At 42.2% G+C, this 18,582-nt stretch carries 19 protein-coding genes; 3 read left to right on the top strand and 16 right to left on the bottom strand.

Annotated elements, in window-relative coordinates:
• The 6 genes from Q7P33_RS13480 to Q7P33_RS13505 form a co-directional block, all read right to left on the bottom strand.
• Window positions 1-321, bottom strand: coding sequence for a hypothetical protein (locus tag Q7P33_RS13480; protein ID WP_303871094.1), 321 nt, complete (start codon window positions 319-321; stop codon window positions 1-3).
• Window positions 322-662: 341 nt separating this feature from the next.
• Window positions 663-1,094 carry a hypothetical protein gene (locus Q7P33_RS13485; RefSeq protein WP_303871095.1) on the bottom strand — a complete coding sequence of 144 codons (432 nt, stop codon included), beginning with the start codon at window positions 1,092-1,094 and terminating at the stop codon, window positions 663-665.
• Window positions 1,078-1,293 (bottom strand): helix-turn-helix transcriptional regulator, encoded by a 216-nt coding sequence (locus tag Q7P33_RS13490; RefSeq protein ID WP_303871096.1) that lies wholly within the window; start codon window positions 1,291-1,293, stop codon window positions 1,078-1,080. Before Q7P33_RS13490 ends, Q7P33_RS13485 begins: the two co-directional genes overlap by 17 nt.
• Window positions 1,294-1,625: 332 nt before the next feature.
• Complete coding sequence (locus tag Q7P33_RS13495) at window positions 1,626-2,102, bottom strand: GNAT family N-acetyltransferase (RefSeq protein WP_303871097.1); 477 nt, start codon at window positions 2,100-2,102, stop codon at window positions 1,626-1,628.
• 106 nt (window positions 2,103-2,208) lie between these two features.
• On the bottom strand, window positions 2,209-3,549 hold the full coding sequence (locus tag Q7P33_RS13500) for an MFS transporter (protein ID WP_303871098.1): 1,341 nt from the start codon (window positions 3,547-3,549) through the stop codon (window positions 2,209-2,211).
• 113 nt (window positions 3,550-3,662) lie between these two features.
• Complete coding sequence (locus Q7P33_RS13505) at window positions 3,663-4,286, bottom strand: TetR/AcrR family transcriptional regulator (protein ID WP_303871100.1); 624 nt, start codon at window positions 4,284-4,286, stop codon at window positions 3,663-3,665.
• Window positions 4,287-4,566: 280 nt separating this feature from the next.
• On the opposite strand from Q7P33_RS13505, the gene Q7P33_RS13510 reads away from it, so the two are divergent.
• Window positions 4,567-4,806: a hypothetical protein gene (locus Q7P33_RS13510; RefSeq protein ID WP_303871102.1), complete on the top strand. Its 240-nt coding sequence runs from the start codon at window positions 4,567-4,569 to the stop codon at window positions 4,804-4,806.
• A 69-nt stretch (window positions 4,807-4,875) separates the two neighbouring features.
• On the opposite strand, the gene Q7P33_RS13515 is transcribed toward Q7P33_RS13510, so the two are convergent.
• Window positions 4,876-6,300 carry a diguanylate cyclase domain-containing protein gene (locus Q7P33_RS13515; RefSeq protein ID WP_303871104.1) on the bottom strand — a complete coding sequence of 475 codons (1,425 nt, stop codon included), beginning with the start codon at window positions 6,298-6,300 and terminating at the stop codon, window positions 4,876-4,878.
• A 777-nt stretch (window positions 6,301-7,077) separates the two neighbouring features.
• Here Q7P33_RS13515 and Q7P33_RS13520 point away from each other — a divergent pair.
• Window positions 7,078-8,307 (top strand): multidrug effflux MFS transporter, encoded by a 1,230-nt coding sequence (locus Q7P33_RS13520; RefSeq protein ID WP_303871105.1) that lies wholly within the window; start codon window positions 7,078-7,080, stop codon window positions 8,305-8,307.
• A 66-nt stretch (window positions 8,308-8,373) separates the two neighbouring features.
• On the opposite strand, the gene Q7P33_RS13525 is transcribed toward Q7P33_RS13520, so the two are convergent.
• The 3 genes from Q7P33_RS13525 to Q7P33_RS13535 are packed head-to-tail and all read right to left on the bottom strand — an operon-like array spanning window position 8,374 to window position 13,345.
• On the bottom strand, window positions 8,374-8,856 hold the full coding sequence (locus Q7P33_RS13525) for a flavodoxin (RefSeq protein ID WP_303871107.1): 483 nt from the start codon (window positions 8,854-8,856) through the stop codon (window positions 8,374-8,376).
• Window positions 8,857-8,888: 32 nt separating this feature from the next.
• Entirely contained in the window at window positions 8,889-11,849 is a 2,961-nt protein-coding gene (locus tag Q7P33_RS13530) for an EAL domain-containing protein (RefSeq protein WP_303871109.1), read from the bottom strand.
• A gap of 35 nt (window positions 11,850-11,884) precedes the next feature.
• Window positions 11,885-13,345, bottom strand: coding sequence for an extracellular solute-binding protein (locus tag Q7P33_RS13535; protein WP_303871111.1), 1,461 nt, complete (start codon window positions 13,343-13,345; stop codon window positions 11,885-11,887).
• A gap of 343 nt (window positions 13,346-13,688) precedes the next feature.
• Between Q7P33_RS13535 and Q7P33_RS13540 the strand changes: the two genes are divergently transcribed.
• Window positions 13,689-13,928 (top strand): hypothetical protein, encoded by a 240-nt coding sequence (locus Q7P33_RS13540; protein WP_303871113.1) that lies wholly within the window; start codon window positions 13,689-13,691, stop codon window positions 13,926-13,928.
• Window positions 13,929-14,491: 563 nt separating this feature from the next.
• Here Q7P33_RS13540 and Q7P33_RS13545 read toward each other — a convergent pair.
• The 6 genes from Q7P33_RS13545 to Q7P33_RS13570 form a co-directional block, all read right to left on the bottom strand.
• Entirely contained in the window at window positions 14,492-15,031 is a 540-nt protein-coding gene (locus Q7P33_RS13545; RefSeq protein WP_303871115.1) for a DUF6144 family protein, read from the bottom strand.
• 164 nt (window positions 15,032-15,195) lie between these two features.
• Window positions 15,196-16,029, bottom strand: a complete 834-nt coding sequence (locus tag Q7P33_RS13550; protein ID WP_303871117.1) for a GyrI-like domain-containing protein — start codon at window positions 16,027-16,029, stop codon at window positions 15,196-15,198.
• 10 nt (window positions 16,030-16,039) lie between these two features.
• A complete protein-coding gene (locus tag Q7P33_RS13555; RefSeq protein ID WP_303871118.1) occupies window positions 16,040-16,546 on the bottom strand; it encodes a GNAT family N-acetyltransferase in 507 nt (168 codons plus the stop codon).
• Window positions 16,547-16,999 (bottom strand): DUF3795 domain-containing protein, encoded by a 453-nt coding sequence (locus tag Q7P33_RS13560; protein WP_303871119.1) that lies wholly within the window; start codon window positions 16,997-16,999, stop codon window positions 16,547-16,549.
• A 94-nt stretch (window positions 17,000-17,093) separates the two neighbouring features.
• On the bottom strand, window positions 17,094-17,453 hold the full coding sequence (locus tag Q7P33_RS13565) for a hypothetical protein (protein ID WP_303871121.1): 360 nt from the start codon (window positions 17,451-17,453) through the stop codon (window positions 17,094-17,096).
• A gap of 200 nt (window positions 17,454-17,653) precedes the next feature.
• Window positions 17,654-18,541 (bottom strand): fructose bisphosphate aldolase, encoded by an 888-nt coding sequence (locus Q7P33_RS13570; protein WP_303871123.1) that lies wholly within the window; start codon window positions 18,539-18,541, stop codon window positions 17,654-17,656.
• Window positions 18,542-18,582 lie beyond the last annotated feature (41 nt).

Genomic DNA, 18,582 nt, shown 5'->3' on the forward strand with positions numbered 1-18,582 from the left:
TCATTTCAAACCCAATAAAAATAACGAAATAAACAATCCAACTGCAAGAAGTATCACAAAAACTATGCTAAATCGTCTGATATCTTTTTTCCATCCATCATCTTCTACCTGTCTACGATAAAATTGTCTTGAAAAAAAACAGACAATATTCTGACCACACACAATATAGAATGGTACTTGCCAAGCTCCCCCTGTGATATTCGCTATTATCATCCATATCCCCAATACTACTAAAGTAAACGCATAACCCCAGCGCATACTTTTTAATGCGATGCATTTTTCCATTTCATCCATATCACTGGTTTTTTTCATCTTTAACACGATTAACCTCCTAAAATGTCAAAATCTTTTTACATTTCAAGTGTAACATCTTTCTCGATAATGTCAAGTTTTCTTTACATTTTTTTCGATTATATACTTTAGCCCAAATACTCTAGATCCTCCTGGGGCACCACATTTTTCTTTAAAATAAACCCCATTATCTTCATCAAAAATATAGCCATTTCAATGTATGAATAAGAATGCATAGTTATCCGCTGGCGACCTCGCCCTCCCGGATATAAATGACTTTTTTGCTTGAACTGCCACCCGGAGATCATAGGTAACCCTCATAATGGTCATCCCTTCATCATTCAAAGTTGGTGGCTAATGTAAATGCACGGTTACATTTCCCGATCGTATTTGAAGCGATAATATAACCCATAAAAAATAACAAACAAATACGCACTAACCGCTAGCAAAACAATGATCAAATCCACGCCCATTAAAGCAAGTGTCAGCAGCAGAGCCCCAAACACTGGGATCATGATATCAAATGCTTTTGCTTTTGCACGTCTGGCAATCATGATATTTCGCTCATCCTTCTGATCAATTTCAATTTGTTTTTCAATATCCGGATTATTTTTTATCACTTTTTGACTAATGACCGCTCCTATACCTTCTCCAAAAACACCGCATCCAAGACCAATACAGATATAAGGCAATGCCAAAAACAGCCCCTGGGGATTAGATAGTAGTTTGACCAAAGCAAGTCCTGAAGCAACTAATATTAAACCGATTATGACAAAACCCACATTTCTAAACTGACGCTTCATTCTTCTCCTCCTCATATATAAATATATCTTCAATACTCATTTCAAAATACCGGGCAATTTTAAATGCTAATATAATTGACGGATTATACCTGCCATTCTCAAGCGAACCAATTGTCTGTCTTGACACTTCAAGAGCCAACGCTAATTCTTCTTGCTTAATCCCTTTTAATTTTCTAACTTCTTCCAGTCGATTCTTCACGTTCATGCTCCTTCAAATGGAAAGTCTGCTTTCCATACATTCATCATAACATCTTGTTCTTCAAATGTAAAGTGTCCTTTCCAAAATTAGATTATCCTTGTTTTTTCTACTTCATAAATTATTTGTCTGGTCACGTATATTTGCCCGGTCAAATCCGCATATTTTATTTTCCTGGCTTTTCTTAACTTTTTGAATCCGTTTGATCTGATGTTGATGACGGTATGCAAAAACTCGACTTTACCAATTAGATTGCTCCCTTGCCAACGCACAAAGAGCACCATAATGACTAATCTGTCAATATGGTGCTCTAAATCATCTCCGCTTTTCAGGAATTATTTTTCTTTTTGATAAACCCCATAGTGTTCATCAAAAATATAGCCATTGGCTAACAAGGCATTGCAGGATCCCCGGTTCTCGGGTTCCGGCTGAACAACAATCCGTTTTGAGTCTGAAAGCCTGAAAATCATTTCAGTCAGCAATTGAACGGTCTTTTTGCCATAACCTTTGCCTAAACAGTCCGTTTCGCCAATGAGATAGTCAATGCTGTAGGTGCCGGTCTGAGGGATATTGGCATAACATACCTCATTGGCATCGAGACATTTATAAAACTGGCCAAACCCGATGGGCTTTTCTTCCCACTCGACAATGAAGTGAGCGATCCATGAAAAGCTACTGTCTCTCAATGTCACTTCCTCAATCCAGTCATCCGGCTCGGTATACCATTTTTTGACATGGTCTTTTTTAAGCCACTCCTTAAATACAGACAAGTCACTATCTTCAAATCGTCTGAGTTTTATTCTTTCAGTCACCGTGTGTCACCTCCCTTGCTCAAGAATAGTTGATTTTATTCCAGAAATCAACTGTTTGTCCACTTCTGCTTCATTGTTTTTTTCTAACCTCATCATAAAATCATTGCTACCAAGATTCCATCATCCGTTCATCTACCACAGCCGTCGCTTCCAGGGTTCTGATACTTCTTAACCGGGCCACCACCAGCCCGGCGACAGCCAAGCCGATTCCGGTGATGATGATTAGCAGGGCATTACCTCTGCCAGCCCCATAACCGATAACCTCGCCAATGCTGATGGCCAGCTCGGTATTTCCCTGCATAAATGGTTCAAAAATCAGATCTGCTAAAATACCCGCAGCGATAAAAGCGAGAATATAACCCATCTGAGTAATCAGACCAATCAGACCAAAGGCTCGTCCCTGAACCGAATTGTCCAGGTTGGTGCGAATCAGCACCTCGGCACCAATCTGGATGGCTGGCATAAAGACAAACATCATAAATCCAAACCCAGCGATCAACATCAGATTTTCGCTGATCCCTATCAGAGCAAAGAAAACACCACATCCAAACAATCCGATTGACAGCATCCGCAGATAAGATTTTGGTTGCTTGATCATGCTGATGCCAATGCTTCCAACCATCATTCCCATGGCAATGACAGTGCTCAGAATTCCCAGCTCCCGTTCACCAGCAATGGCCAGAATCAGTGGCTTGCTAAGCATCTGCACAAATCCCAGACAGAAAGTGGCAATCGTCATTACGATAATCGTCGTGACGATTCCCTTTTTTCCACGGACGGCGATGATACCAGCGCTCATTTCACTGAAAAACCCCGACACGGTCACTGTGCTTATTTTGTTGACCAACCCCTTTCTGACCAATACGATAATCAGAACCGTCGTGAAAAAAGTCACCATATCCAGTATAATCAAGGTGCTTACCGTTGTCACTTGCAGCAACAAACCGGCAAGGACTGGAGAAATCAACAGCTTGGCACTGCCTGCCAGCTGAACCATACCACCAGCCCGTATAAAGTCTTCTTCCGGCAAGAGATCGGTTATAGTAGCCTTAAAAGCTGGTTCAGTCAGAGCTGAGAAAATTGAGCTGATCCCCACGCCAATACAGATTGCCACCAGAGATGGCTGCGGACTTATCACCGCTGCCAGGCAGATCAATAGCGCCAATCCGGATAGTAACTCACCCAGAATCATCATCAACCGCCGATCATAACGATCCGCCAATACCCCACCCACCGGGGCCAGCAGGATCGCTGGCAAAAAGGCGCAACTGGCAAAAATTCCAGTGGCTCCCACCGATCCGGTTAGCTTTAAAACATAGATCGCCAGTCCAAAATCAGTCAAGCCACTACCAATGCTGGAGATGAATGATCCAGCCACCAGGATTATAAATTTTTTCATTGCGGTGTTCTGCTTTGTTGTTCCTTTAATTGTCTTCTGTTGTTTCATTGCGATTCCTCCTATTTTCTTTATTTTTTTGTTCGATTGTTACTTCCAGCTCCATCTATCGACCATCGGTCGGTATGCAGGTAAAAAAATTTACAAATGTCGCCCGGTTGTAATTAGGCAAACATTTGTAAAAAGTCCTCCAGTTCCCCTGCTCTGGTTCCCAGCATTCTTTCCATATTGGCCAGAAATCCCCGGATCTTTGTCGGATAGTCTGCCATTTCCCAGTCCATAATATTACTGTCAAACAACATATGGCCCAGTAGCAAAATCGACTCAATCGTTTCCCGGGGATAATTTAGATGAAAAAGATCGGCTGCTACGCCTTCGGCCACCGCAGCTTCCAACAGTGGGGTCATCCGCTTAAGCATGGCTTTGGTGTATAGCTGTTCCAGCTTGGCATTCTCAACCTTGTGCATTTCGTCCCTAATCTCCTCTGATCCCTCAAACTCCGGAGACTGGGCCATAATTGCCATCATGATCCGCTTAACCAACGGTACCGATTTTTCCTTCAGGATTTGCTCGGCCCGTTTGGCACCTTCTTCGACAATATCCAGAATGATAGCGGCCAGCACCGCTTCCTTGGATGCAAAATAATAATAAAAAGTGCCTTTGGCAATGTCCACAATTTTTAAAATATCATTCACCGAGGTCTGTTCGTAGCCCTTGGTGACAAAAAGCTCCCGGGCAACCATCAGAATTTCCTGTTTGCGTACTTCTCCTTCTTTGATTGTCTTCATTGAGCACCTCTCTTTTTTTCGACCGTCGGTCGATAGTTAAATAGTAATTTAAACCTTGTTATCTGTCAAGATTTATTTTTAGCAAGATTTTGGAGAAACCATCAGCTACAATTATCATTCCAATAGCCACGCATACACCAACAGCGAATAGTATCTCCGGCCGGATTAATTCAAATACACCGTTACTGAGGATGGGTTTATGTCTGACTCGCTGGGTATTGGACAGTGACCCAAACCACTGACCGCTTACGGCTGGTTTACCTTTTTCGGATTTATTCTGATGTTTTTTATTGCCAATATTAATATCCAATCGTTGCCCTTTATTCAGCTCCAGGTACCCCAATACTTAATGGGCAAAACGATGGCTCTGACCACTGTTTTTATACCGATTGGTCAGCTCTTCGATCAATTAAATTCCGGTTTTGTTGGCATCTATCTGATCATCACCGGTCTGACCTTTGGCATGGTAAAAATCATCAAGTATATGAACGTCTGTCGCCTTGAAACAAAACAAGTCTGAAGGGTCACAATATCTAGATCTTGGCCTTCAGACTAACCCAGAAATAAAACCAGACCGCTTCAACCGGTTTTATTGTACTGCGATGGTAAGCTTTGTTTTTCGTATTTGTTTTCTTTCGAGCTTGTCTGCATACATTTGTTGATCGACATGATGATAAAATTTGGTTAGATTTGACCACGTCTTCGCATCGTATACGTCTGTTCCGATTGCCACCTCAAGTGGGTATTCCACCTGGTTTTCGGCACATTTAAGATATTTATTCATCTGGAGAATCTTGAGCTTAATGGCTGCTTCCTCAGTATTTTCCATCAGAATGGCAAATTCATCGCCACCAATTCGGTAACATATCCCTTCCGGCATAAACGCATCATGCATCATGACATAAAGTGTCTTAATGGCCTCATCACCTGACCCATGTCCGTAATTATCATTGATGAATTTCAACTCATTCAAATCCAATAACACAAGTCTGAATTGCATTTCTTTATTTCTGAGCATCTCAAAATCGCGTTCAAATGCTGCACGGTTATTCCCTCCAGTTAGAACATCCTGGTAAGCAAGCGCTTCATAGAGATCCCGTTCCTTCTGACTTTGAAGACTCTTTTTAACATAAAGATAGGAATCTATCAGCAGCAAGCAAAAAAAGATGAGACTGCCGACTCGTATAAAAAATGATGTATAATCAAACTGATTAGTGTAAAATACAATTCCTTCGATGATTACACTGACCGATAGTACACTCACATACTTAAAGAACTGTTTTGCATCCTGATTACTCTTTTTCACCAGTTCCTCAAACATCAGGACTGAAAAAATAATGATATTAAAAAAAATCACCATCAGTATAATGTTCATGATCTCAATAAACTCACTTATTCCCAACACCTGAAGTATTATTGTAGCAATTAACAAAAATAGATACAGCCCTGCCATCATCTGCATCAACCGTTTATTCCAATGTTCAAAAAAAATCGCTTCTTTGACATACAAGGAAAAAAAGCCCCCCATCAACGGCACCATCAAATAACTGATCCCTCCAATTATATATCGATTTCCGATAAAAAATTGGAGAATTCTGGCCTCTGATAAAATCCAGACACTGGTAGATATCATCAGCAATCCGAGATATAAGAAGCGATTATCCGGTAAGCTTTTGGTAAAAGTCGCAAACAGCATCAAAAGCAATCCCATCACGAACAAAACCAGAAAAACAAGAAAACCTCCAAACCCCTGTTCAAAAACGTAATTGACCAGGCTCGAACTATCTCCTATCATCACCATATTAACATGACCGGAAAAAGCAGCGACATCGCTTTTTAAAATAATTCTTAAGGTTTTTTCCTGAAAATCCTGTGGTAGTTTGAACATTACCCAAGTACTCGCGAGAGGACTTGCCATTCCCCGGGTTTCTGGCTTTTTAACTCGCTGGATTTCCTGTCCATCTAAGTAAACGACCATATCCTGCATCGATGCTCGCAGTAATAAATAATTCATTTTACTATCAACATTTGGGAGAACTGTAGCTGCCTCATACTCAGTTCCCGGCTCTATGTCGAGATCAACTGGTAAACTTACCCCTTGTTCCTCGAATGCACCAACGCGAATGGTCCAATTTTCTAAAAGGGTTCTTTCATTTTCTCCGACAATTCTTAGATTTTCTTTGCTGTTTGCATTGGCTAAAAATAAAATTGTCAAAACAAATAGTATCACTAACGCAAATACTACTCGTGCATTTCTTTTTTTAATTTTATGGCATGGGTCTCCCATTTTCTTCTCCAGTTACAGTAAATGAATTATAAACATATACTTGATACTATAGATTAATTGCAGGACCATGTCAATGTTGACAGTTTATCAATACAATTAATTTTTGATCTGTCGTGACATTTTAAGTACTAACCAACAGTTTACTAATCCTCACAAGAAACCTTCATAATAACAGCAACTTGTATTTTTTACGCTACTTTTGCCGATATCAAAGAGTACCCTCAGCACACCTTTTTCACCATGAAAAAAAACATCGGTATAATAATCATTAGTGCCCCGGAAATAACAATTGCAAACACATTAACAATCTTGTTGAAAAAACATACTCTATTTTAATATGAATTTCTACTTCTCCATTCTTTAATATTCAAGCCTCAATATCCAATCCGTTTTTTATCCTGACCCATCGATATAATTACTTGAAATCTAATCTATTTGCATTATAATATTAACTAGGGTTAATATGTAATACCCCGCTTAAAATTTATAGGAATGCGAGAAACGATGAAAAAACAAACAACCAATTCTAATAAAAGCATCTCTGGACAAAAATATCTGGGTGATCGGGGCCTGCTGATCTTCCTGGTTTTCTTAAGCGCTTTTGCCCCACTGTCCACCGATCTATATTTGCCGGCGCTACCTACCATGACCACCTATTTCAATGTCCCCGAATACCTGACGAATCTGACCCTGATCTTATTTTTCATCTTTTTCAGTGCCGGTATTCTGATTTGGGGGCCGCTCAGTGACAAGTATGGCCGCCGACCGATTTTACTGATCGGGATCACCGGCTATGCAGTTGCCAGCTTGCTCTGTGCCGTCTCCGGCAGTATTTATCAGTTGATTTTTTTCCGGGTTCTGCAGGCCATCGGCGGCGGTTCTGCCAGCGCCGTGGCTACTGCCATTGTCAAGGATGTCTACCATGAACGACGACGGGAGAAAACCCTGGCCTTGGTTCAATCCATGGTCATTATTGTCCCGGCTGTTGCCCCGGTAATTGGGGCGCTACTACTGACCTTCACCTCCTGGCGGGGGGTTTTTATCATCCAGGCCCTGCTGGGGCTCATTATCCTCTTAGGTTCCATCATTTTTGAGGAAACAATCGCACATCGGGGCTCCGGAAATATTCTCCATACGTTGGGGCGACTGGGGGTTGTCCTGAAAAACCCGGGCTTTACGTCCCTGTTGATTATTTTTTCCCTTTCCAGCATCTCCGGCTTGGCCTTTATTTCATCATCCTCCTATATTTATCAAAATGATTTTGGAACCAGCAGCCAGGTTTACAGTTACTTTTTTGCTTTTAACGCCCTGGCGATGCTGTTGGGCCCCTTGATTTATATCAAACTATCCAACCATTTCAAGCGCTTTTCAATCATTAATCTCTGTTTTGGCATTACGATCTTAAGCGGTCTGGCGATTATTCTGTTTGGTCAAAGCAACCCTTTTATCTTTGCACTGGTTTTATTTCCTGCTACTCTGTCCGGTAGTTGCTCTCGTCCCCCCAGTGCCTACCTGATGTTGGATCAACAAGCTGAAGATGCTGGTTCAGCCTCTTCACTGATGGGATCTTTTGCCACCATCATGGGTAGCATCGGAATGATTATCATTTCCTTTAACATGGATCATCTGATTCCAGTTATCGGCGGGCTCAACATCATTCTGGGCCTGCTTTCTGGCGGACTATGGCTGGCTGTGACCAAAACACCGCTGCTTCGTAAAATCAGAGAAGCCTGATTGCTTTAAAATCTTTTGGATAAAAAACTGCCTGATCCGCTAAACGTCGGATCAGGCAGTTTTGTTTTATGCGCCAATCAGTTTGTTGATTTGTGCTAATTTTTCATCGATATTTTTGTCCTGCTGTTGTCTGGGTTCTAAAAAATCAAAACTGTTAAGAATTTGATTGCCGGCGAGATGAGTCTTCATTTTCTCAAAACACTTGTCAGCACCACCACCGCGATGGGTGGCTATCAGAATAATCTTCTTTCCCGTGATATCATAATCCTTAAAAAAAGTATTCAATGGCGGCGCGAGGGTATCGGCCCAAATCGGCGTACCGATAATCACAGTCTCATACTTTGACAGATCAATGGCCGGATTGATGAGTTTAGGGCACTCACCAAACTTGGCACTTTTCCCCCCGACCACATACTTGCTGATCTTCCCGGTAGGATACTCTTTCTGTGGTTTTAGTCGATAAAGATCAACCTCCGCATTTTTTCCGATTTCCCGAGCGATAAAATCCATATTTCCTTCCAGTGAATAATAAATAACCGCGGTTTTCATCTTTTGCCCCTTTCAATTTTTTAATCATCGTTTCATTCTTCCAATGAATTTTGGATGGCTTTCTTTTGCAATTCCCGAATTTCATTTTGCAACTCCGGATCGATTGCAGCAAACTCAAACATCGGCTGACCCAGATAAAATCCCTGAGCATAATCGATACCCATTGCGATGACTGTGGCCAGATCATTGGATGCCTCAATACCTTCGGCCACTACCTTAACGCCCTTGTTATGACAAAAATTGACCAGATTAGCAACCAGATTTTGTTTGTCCACGTTGTTGTTAATCCCCTGAATCATTTCCATATCAATCTTTATTATATCTGGCAGCAGCGATAAAATCCGGATCTCATTAGAATAACCGCTACCAAAATCGTCCAACGCAATTGCCATCCCATTGTTTTTGATAAAGCGGATTTTTTCTGATAAGAGCTCGATATTACGGCTGTCTTCCTCAGTAACTTCAATGATTACCTGTTTAAAATACTGCCGGTATTGCATTTCAACGAACAGATGATCTTCATCATTCAAACGCTGGCTGGGAATGCTGTTGATAAATATTTTGCGTTCTCCAAGTTCTTCAGCGTGTTTATCAAGGGTCTGAAACGCCATCAAAATGATCATTCGTTCCAGTTGCGCCAGTTTTGATTGAGCTGCCGCTACGGCCAGAATCTCCCTGGGATTTTTGAAATTCTCAAGCAAGGGCCGCATCAATGCCTCGTAGCCCATAATCTCACCGCTTTTTAAATCGACAATGGGCTGAAAGGCAAAGCGTATCAGCTGCTCATCCAGCAGGCGATTGATGGCCTCACGGTTTTCCAGCAGGTAAGACATTTGCTGATAATACTCCCGATTGAATTCAAACAAGCACCCTTTTTCCTTGTGTTTGGCCTCATACATGGCAAAATCCGACCGTTTCAGCAACTCCAGAACGTTGCTGGCATCCTGGGGATACCAGGCCACCCCTGCCGAAAAACAAATCTGATTCTCATTGCCATCTGGTGTGGTCAGTAAAAAAGACTTGCCATAAGGATAGAGGTTTTTAATTTTTTGGCGCAGCTCCTCCTGATTGCCACAATCATGAAGGTAGATGGCAAACTCATCTCCGGAAATCCGGGAGACAATGCCACCAAACTGTTCAAAATAGCGGAAAATTTCACTAGCCCGGATAATCAGCCGATCTCCCACATCGTGGCCAAACGTGTCATTGATATATTTGAGATTGTCCAAATCAATAAAAATCATCGCCCCGATTTCATTGGGCTTTTCGGCGATTCTCCTTGTTGTTTCCCGCTTCAAGGCAGTGTTGCTAAACAGCCCTGTCAACGCATCATAGTCCAACTCATTGGTTAACCGTCGTTTTTCTTCAATGTCGTCAGTGACGTCCTGGATCACCCCGACCAGTCCATTGGGCGACTTGGCCTCGAGAATCCGTAGCCACATCTGTTTTTCGGTATAGGCATCGTAATACTCATAGATATTTTCCTGACCTGCCACCGGTTTTTTAGTTAACTGCAGATAATAACGGGACCAGTCATCAAGAGTTATCACACTACCGGGCTCCAGATGGAGCAGCCAATAGACAAAATCGGTAAGGATCACCTGGCTGTTTTCCAGTACTTCGTAGCCGCCAATCGGCAACAAACTCAATTCCAGAATTTTAGAGGTGGTTTTGGAGACATTCATCAAGCGCTGGTTTAACAATTGCACCGCCGCCGTCAGGTCATCAACCTCCCGCATTCCCGTGGGTTTGAAATAAATCTCATCATAGGGCGACAGTTCCCGGACGTATTTTGACAACCGGGAGATCTTTCGGGTAAAAAAGTAAACCAGTACAAAAACAGCCCCAAACGCCAGAACAGTGGTCATCAAAATACTGTAAATCAGCTTCTCCCGCACGGATACCGAATTTTCCCGTAAAACATCTTTCGGCACCAGACAGGCCAGGGTCCAGTTCTGATCGGCAAAAGGCGAATTGTCACTATAAACCTTCAATTTTTGAACCGAAGCAACCATTGTCCCCAGCGCTCCCAGTCGGGTTTCAAAAATCCCCTTATCCTGTCCTTTTGTAAGCGTCAACTGCTCGCCACTTTTTAAATAAGTTTCTGCCAAAACCCCACTGGGAATAAACCAGTCCAGATTCAGGGTCTGATCGATCATTTGGGTGATCACATAAAAACTGTTGTGATAAAGCAGGTCCGAATCCGGTAGATACTGCTGGCTAAAATAAGGCATATCAATTTCGATCCCCATCACTCCATAGCCGTTTCCATTTTCATCAAGAATCGGCAACGTATAGGTAACAACCTGTTGATTGTCTTGGAGCAGATCCCGGGGCGGTGACCAATAACCATACCGCTCCATTTCAGCGTTTTTAAACTGACTGCTGGCCCAGATTGGTTTCTCATAAAAGTCAAAGGCTCCGGCTGAATTTTCTCGACGCAGATCCAGATCCCAACGGATGCTGGTAGCCATAGTATATTGTTTGGATACCGCGATGGGACCAATTTCCATTAAATAGTTTGACGTCACACCACTATCCGGAGTGCTATTGCGAATATATACCGCCGAATGCGCCGCAGGATCGCCTTTGTTCGAATTTGAACCATTCAAAACAAAGAAGGCCCCGGTCACCTGGTTTTCTTTCAGGATTGTTACCAGTGACTGACTGGCCCGCAAAGCCGTTTCATTATATGCCGAGTCATTGAGATACAACGCATTGGGAGCACTACCCTGCTGCTGAGCCAACAAAATTAAAGCAGCATTCAGTTGTTCGGTCTCATCGGCGACATTCGCAATCGTCTGACCAACCGATGCATCAAATGTTTTCTTCCGGGTTTCGGTGGTATTATTCAACAAGCGCACCGCTTCAGCATCCAACATGAAAAAGACCTGAGATACCCACAACGCCGATAGTAAGGCCACGCTTTGAAAGGTGACAATCAGCGCCAATAATATATTTAACTGTCTTCGAAGGGTCCAGGTTTTTTTCATTCCAGTTTCCTTATCAATTGTTTTATTGCGCTTGACTATTTTTCAACATAGGCTATCCCGGACTCATCAAGCTGGCTGCGAATAACGGTCAACCACTCTTCAAACCGGGCATTAAGATCCAGCGCCGCCAGTATTTCCTCTTCTGACAACCCTTGTTCCTTTAAAACTACTGCATTTTGACGCCCGGCTTCACCCATTGCCATCAATGATTTTTCCAGCGTCGTTCGCACCTCATAGCTGCCTTTAAAAGGGAGAGACGCATAAGTTTCCCGTTCCATGATCTGATCCAGCGCAATCTCATAGACTTTTGCAATATTTTGATCGGTATCTGTTCCTGTACTTAACGTCTCTAGCGAGGTTTTAAACGCTTCATTCTCGTAAGCACCAGCTTGTACTGGCAGGTACCCGGTCGTCATGGCAAAATCAATATTTTGAGCTTCGGCAGTAAACCATTTTAGAAAAACCGCCGCCCCTTCCTGCTTATCCGGGGTCGAGTTAGTCACACTCATCCCTGCCCCCTGCTGGATTGCATCAGGGCTGCCACCGGAAAATACCGGGTAGGATAGCGCCAGAAAATTGATGGGCTGTTGCGTATTGTCTTTTTCGATCCAGGTTGGGAAATAGGCAGCACCCGATGATGAACCAACATAGGCTACCAGATCCCCGGCCTTAATATCATCTGAACGGAATTTACCGACTGCATTGAAATAACCCAGACTCATACCGCCATAATAAGTATCAAAGATCTTTTTCATCACGTCCTTATTCAACACCACCTGCTGATTTTCGCCATCGATAACTTCAACACCCAATTGCTTATTGCCAATGATGACATAATTCGCCACCGAGTCAACCCCCATCAGGCTTTTTCCATCACCAACAATTGTCGGGGTCTGGGCATCCGTCCATTTATAATAAGCCTGAGCCGCCGCGTAAACGCCTTCCCACGTGCCAAGCTTACTAGCATCCAAACCACTTTCTGCGGCAAATTCATTCCATGCAGTTTCATTAACATAAAGCAGCTCGGTACTTTTGACAATCGGCAGAATCAATAGCCGCTCGCCGTCAAATTGGCCACTGTTTAAAAACTCTTCCACATACTGCACCTTTTCTGCTTTTGTAAAGTAATCGTTTAAATCGCATAATTTTCCCAACCCATCTATTTCTAACGCCTTATCAGGATAACAGGAGAATACATCCGGCATGGATTCGGCATTGATAACGCCATTGGCGGCATCCGTAACAGCTTTTTCGAGTTCCGCAACACTGCCTTTGGCAACCGCATTAACCACCACCCCTTTTTCGGAACCCACACTGGTGTTAAACGCATCCACCGCTTTTTCCAGGGCAATCTTATTATCCCCGACATAATAATGCCACAGGGTAATCGAAACCGGATTTTTAGGATCGAGTGCTGTCTTTTCCCCGGGTGAGCAGGCTGTCAGGGTGATCAACATGCTTAAAAACAGACAGACTAGTTTCATTCTTCTTTTCATTCGCTTTTGCTACTCCTTTAATTTATGAATCCCAAGATTTTTAGGCTGTCATTAACAATTGCCCTCAACTGCTGATGCTTTTCTGATTTTAGCTTGTGTATTTTTTGCTGTACTATTTCAGAAATTTTCTGTCATTTACTGAACATTTTATCAGAGGTTTGCCTCGATGAAAAGAACTATTGCAGAAATAAAAGACTTCTACGGTCTTTTGATCTGAAAAAATTAACACCATTTTAAAGCAACCCAAAATACCACCATTTTGTTTTACAAATAACTTGAAACCAGGTTTTCAAACCTATATACTTTAGTCATTTCAAATTATATTGTGCTAGGGAGACTCAAGATGACAAAAAACGTTTGGATTGCCGGATTACTAATTCTTCTATTTGTTGTTTTATGTGGCTGTTCTGTCAAACCGGTTGCCGAAAATAAGCCACCAGCACTTACTGATGACCCGGATCAGCTTATCGGCAAGTGGGAATTGTTGGGCGAAAATGGCTACTATGAAAACTATGAGTTTACACCAGATCATCAGGTTATTATTGAAAACCGCACTCTGGGGAAATGGGTGAAGGTTGTTTAGAAGCCCAATTAATATAAAAAGCATACATCTGCCTCTCTTAAATAATTTGTTGTTTCGGCAATTGTGGCATTTTACTGTTCCACTTGAATAGCTTGGTTTTATGCTATTTTAGAACAATTTATGCAATAATTAGTTACTTAGTTGATATGATACTATTATTCTAATTTTTTTGCAATTATTTATCGCTTTACGGAAAAATATATATTTGAGTTTGACATAAATATTCCATTTTATGACTAAATCACTGTTAACTATTTGCGTTGATGGTTCGATACCTTTTATGTTGTCATCGACTTTCAATTTAACATATTTTAATAATCTCGGACAATCGTTTCGCAGCTTCATCAAAATCCCGAACGTTCATTGCGAACAGAAGCTCATGATGGCTATTATTTAGTGGGCAACTGAAACTGATGCTGCACCGTATTCCGATGTTTTTATGATTATTGCGGCAACCTCCGCCCCCCCCAAAAAAAGCAAAAACCGATACTGCAATTTTATTTGCAACACCGGTTCAGGCAAATTTTTTAATTTAAGTTATTTCACTGTTGATAGTTTGATCTTTACTTCCAGATATCTTTTTCGGGAATAATTTTCATCAAACATTTGTCATCACCCATTTTGACACTTTTTAGAAGCTCCACCTCGACTTGGCACTGAAATGCTTTTTCAAAAAGCACCTGGCTGTAGCCGGTGGTGCATTGACACCAGGTATCCGTCTCCAGCCGGTCAACGCCTTCTAACATTGGGCAAGGGCAAAATGGAAACTGGAGATAGAGCTCCCCATTATTACTATAAAGCCCCGCAGCATTGGCTTTGGCCTGACTACCGAATTCTTCCAAACTCGCTGATTCGGCGACCAGTTCGTTGAGTAGCGCCAAGCGCTCATCCATGCCGTAGCCACACTGACAGTTTCTGCGAATCTGCACAACCGTATCGTGATCAAACTGGTTTTCCAACCGTTTCATTGTCGCTTGAACCCAGCTCGGGTTATCCTCCAATTCATCCGACCCAACTACGATCGCTTTGGCAACCGCCTCATTGCTTTGGTCTTTGACCGCCTGAAAAATAACCTGTTCCTGAATTTTTCTAATATCAAACATATTAACATCCTCCGTTTTTATTTAATCATCCGCTTGGCTTTTTGAATCAGGCCGTTATTTGTTTATCTTCCAATAAAAAAACAAACCCCTTTCAAATCGACCCCTGTCTTTTGACAACTATCATTATAAAAGAAAGTCTGTTTCATTACTTCTGAATTCTTGCGCTATTTAACTGGGATGCATAAATCCATGATCACTTGGCTCTGTGCTCTGTCAATTTGGCGATAAATATTAAGACCATAGCGTTCATCCATTTTATAACCACTGTCTGGCAACCAGATATTATAGATGCCTTGAAGGGTTTCATAAATATCTTTGATCAGCCCATCAAAGCGGTAAATCGCAAATTTCCCTCCGCCGATAGTCATGCTGTTGGTACACTGACAGTTAACATCGATGGTTATACATAAATCATATAAACATTGGCCGATCCGAGTAATGGCCGGATCATCATAGTAACGTTCAATTAGGAGGGTCTCAGCATGAATATCGGCTTGGTGTTTGGCCGTAAAAGCTTCCCACTGGGCGCCCAGATCAAGGTAATTCCCCAAATACCGTTCGTAAATCACCTGGAATTCCGCCAGTTGCCGAATTTCAATCTTCTGATCGTATCCCTCAAAGGCCTGAAATCGTGCCAGTTGATCGGGACGATAGGGGTGAGGGGCATCACTGGTATTCACGGTTTTGCGAAATTCTGCCGGGGAAAGGTGATGGTGCTTTTTAAAAGCAGAGCTGTAGTTTGATGAACTATAGCCATAACTGGTTCCGATAGTGGTAATTGATTTATCTTTGCCGAGCTTCATTTCAATTGCACTTTGTTCCATTTTCAACCGCTTGATAAAAGCATAAACCCCTTCACCAGTTTCGGCTTTGAAAATCCGGCACAAATAATATTTGGACAAATGACAATAATCAGCTACATCAGCGATGGTGATTTCCTCATTCAGGTTGTCAATAATAAATTCAATGGCTTTACAGACGCATTCATTTTTTAGCATCGTCCCATTATCACTCTCGGATTAACGCATAAAGTTTCATATCCTCTATCTGATCATTTTTGACAGCATTCTTTCTGAGGATTCCTTCCGGCTGGAAGCCAGCTTTTTCGAGGATCCGGCATGACCCCAGGTTTCGGACAAACGGTTCGGCGAAAATCCGGATGATATCAGTTGTTTCAAAAATCAGTTCACAGATCTGTTTTACCGCCCGGGTTCCATGTCCTTGGCCCCAATCAGGTTCGGCGATGTAATAACCCAGTTCGGCTGTTCGAAAATGGATGTTTTCTTTGCGAAACACCCCAATGCTACCAATAACCCGATTTCCATCGGTAACAGCATACGCAAAGGTTTGATCCTGATCGGCATCCAGCATTGCCTGAATATATCCTTTTGCATCGTCAATGGTATAGGGAAAAGGCAACCCATCCCGCAAGTTGTCCAGAATTTTTTGGTTGTTCAGCATCTCCGAAAGCTGTTGCGCATCTGCCATTTTCCATTTGCGTAGTTTTGTCTTCAATTAACTTTCCTCCTCGTTCCAGCGGTAGCGCTTATTTTTTCGCAAAGTCTCAAGATCACACTGCAGACAGAGCCCATTATGACAGCAAATGGGTTCCCCACATTTAGGGCATGCCCACCGCCTTGTTTCGCTTTTTAGAAGCGCCGCCATCCCATTTTTCTGCAGCGCCTTCAGGTTTTCAATCATACTCATATGATATTTGGTCCGATAGCGCTTATCCAGTCCCTTTAGACGCTTACAGGGAAAATCATGGCATTCATAACAGAAGCGAACCTGTCCGTTTTTGAGCAGCTCACACCGGTCACCCATATGGGTGCAGTTTTCGCCCCTTGGAATACAGCCGGGGCAGTATTTCCGATTAAAACCCTGTTTTTTTAAATCATATTTTTTCATTTGATAGGCGACACATAAGCTGCAATTCATACCACATGGGGCAATCAGGTTTTCTTCCATCACGAACACCTCTCATTATTCATCGCACAATTTTCTATAAAACATTGCCTTATAAACATGAAATCATTTGAAGCAAACAAAATGCCAATGGCTATCAGCCGAATGGTATGGCAATTTTGGCATACATCGTCAATAAACTCAGGCCAACGATAACAACATATGGTGAATACTTAAACAATGGATCTTTAAGCAGTTCGACAAACATGATGAATAGTCCGACCAGGAAGGCAACCAGTCCAAAATTAAAAAAAACGGTCCTGATACTAATGATTTCCCACGGCAGCATGATAAAATTTATATAACCCGAATGTGAAAAACAGATTAATAAACAGGCCACTGCCACAAAGGCATTTGACAGTCTAATTGATGGCTCAATATTTTTTATTGTCCTTGATAATATGATCAAATACACGACGATAAGCATAGCGCCACATAATAGCAACAGATCACTCATCTTCAGCCTCCAGTTTTGTTTTTTTTGTCATATCCTCGCTGTTTGGGCTTTTACACATAAACAACGGCTACCAATTGTATATTTATTGTAGCATGTTGTTGTCGAGCTGACAAACAAAACGTCCTGTTGCTTTGTAACGCGCTCAAAAAAAGAGCGCATCACTACGCTCTCTTATAACTGATAATTCAGAATCCCGTCATCTATTTAATTGAAGCATCAAAAATCGATTGGATCGATTCGTCTAATACCTTGTCAAACTCTGCATCACTCTGGCCAACATTGAGACCTTCGGTCAGGGCTCTTGAGAAACTGGCAATCAGTTTCGGATTCTTAGCCAGTTTGATGTTGGACTCTTCCCGGGAATAACCGCCGGATAAGGCAACCGTTCGAACAACATTCGGATGGGCGATTACCTCCTGATAGAAATTATCAACATCGGGAATGGTCAGCTTAAACATGATCTGACAGCTTGGCTCCAGTGCTTTCAGGTGTTCAAGAATTTCCTGCTTGAGGATCGCTTCCGCTTCCGCTTTGTTGGGAGTATGAATATCCACTTCCGGCTCCAGAATTGGAATAAAACCGGCCGCCACGATGGCTTGCCCGACTTCAAATTGTTGATCAACAATGGCTTTAATGCCAGTTGGATTTGCTTCTTTGATAACGGACCGCATTTTGGTTCCAAAGATATGGCGATCTTTCGCCCGGGCCAGCAAGGCATCGAGATCCGCAATCGGTTTCATCAATTGAACACCATTCTCCTGATCCAACAACCCTTTATCCACTTTTAATATCGGTACGATTCCTTTAACATCCCAAAGATAATCGGCACTGTATTTATCATCCACTTTTAAATCCATTGTTTTTTCAAATAGAATAGCTGCCAGAATTCTTTCTTTAGTAAAGGCAGGGCTTTTCATAATTCTTGTTCGCATTTCATGAACCATTTGAAACATCTCAGCTTCATCCGCATATGCTTCTTTGGGAATGCCATAAATCGCCAACGCTTTTGGAGTGCTGCCTCCGCTTTGATCCAGGGCGGCAATAAAACCGTTGTCATTTTTCATGCGTTCCAACTGTAACATATTCATCAATACACCTCCGTTTATTTTATGTTCAAATGTATTATACA

Origin of the sequence: Acetobacterium wieringae (genome assembly GCF_026646375.1) — a bacterium.
GTDB classification, from domain to species: Bacteria; Bacillota; Clostridia; order Eubacteriales; family Eubacteriaceae; genus Acetobacterium; species Acetobacterium wieringae_A.

What these genes read in the sequence shown, in the direction of transcription:
- Q7P33_RS13485 (WP_303871095.1), bottom strand. Translation starts at nt 1,094, where the DNA reads ATGAAGCGTCAGTTTAGAAATGTGGGTTTTGTCATAATCGGTTTAATA.
- Q7P33_RS13500 (WP_303871098.1), bottom strand. Translation starts at nt 3,549, where the DNA reads ATGAAACAACAGAAGACAATTAAAGGAACAACAAAGCAGAACACCGCA.
- Q7P33_RS13505 (WP_303871100.1), bottom strand. Translation starts at nt 4,286, where the DNA reads ATGAAGACAATCAAAGAAGGAGAAGTACGCAAACAGGAAATTCTGATG.
- Q7P33_RS13510 (WP_303871102.1), top strand. Translation starts at nt 4,567, where the DNA reads ATGTTTTTTATTGCCAATATTAATATCCAATCGTTGCCCTTTATTCAG.
- Q7P33_RS13515 (WP_303871104.1), bottom strand. Translation starts at nt 6,300, where the DNA reads ATGAATTATTTATTACTGCGAGCATCGATGCAGGATATGGTCGTTTAC.
- Q7P33_RS13520 (WP_303871105.1), top strand. Translation starts at nt 7,078, where the DNA reads ATGAAAAAACAAACAACCAATTCTAATAAAAGCATCTCTGGACAAAAA.
- Q7P33_RS13525 (WP_303871107.1), bottom strand. Translation starts at nt 8,856, where the DNA reads ATGAAAACCGCGGTTATTTATTATTCACTGGAAGGAAATATGGATTTT.
- Q7P33_RS13530 (WP_303871109.1), bottom strand. Translation starts at nt 11,849, where the DNA reads ATGAAAAAAACCTGGACCCTTCGAAGACAGTTAAATATATTATTGGCG.
- Q7P33_RS13535 (WP_303871111.1), bottom strand. Translation starts at nt 13,345, where the DNA reads ATGAAAAGAAGAATGAAACTAGTCTGTCTGTTTTTAAGCATGTTGATC.
- Q7P33_RS13540 (WP_303871113.1), top strand. Translation starts at nt 13,689, where the DNA reads ATGACAAAAAACGTTTGGATTGCCGGATTACTAATTCTTCTATTTGTT.
- Q7P33_RS13545 (WP_303871115.1), bottom strand. Translation starts at nt 15,031, where the DNA reads ATGTTTGATATTAGAAAAATTCAGGAACAGGTTATTTTTCAGGCGGTC.
- Q7P33_RS13550 (WP_303871117.1), bottom strand. Translation starts at nt 16,029, where the DNA reads ATGCTAAAAAATGAATGCGTCTGTAAAGCCATTGAATTTATTATTGAC.
- Q7P33_RS13560 (WP_303871119.1), bottom strand. Translation starts at nt 16,999, where the DNA reads ATGGAAGAAAACCTGATTGCCCCATGTGGTATGAATTGCAGCTTATGT.
- Q7P33_RS13565 (WP_303871121.1), bottom strand. Translation starts at nt 17,453, where the DNA reads ATGAGTGATCTGTTGCTATTATGTGGCGCTATGCTTATCGTCGTGTAT.
- Q7P33_RS13570 (WP_303871123.1), bottom strand. Translation starts at nt 18,541, where the DNA reads ATGAATATGTTACAGTTGGAACGCATGAAAAATGACAACGGTTTTATT.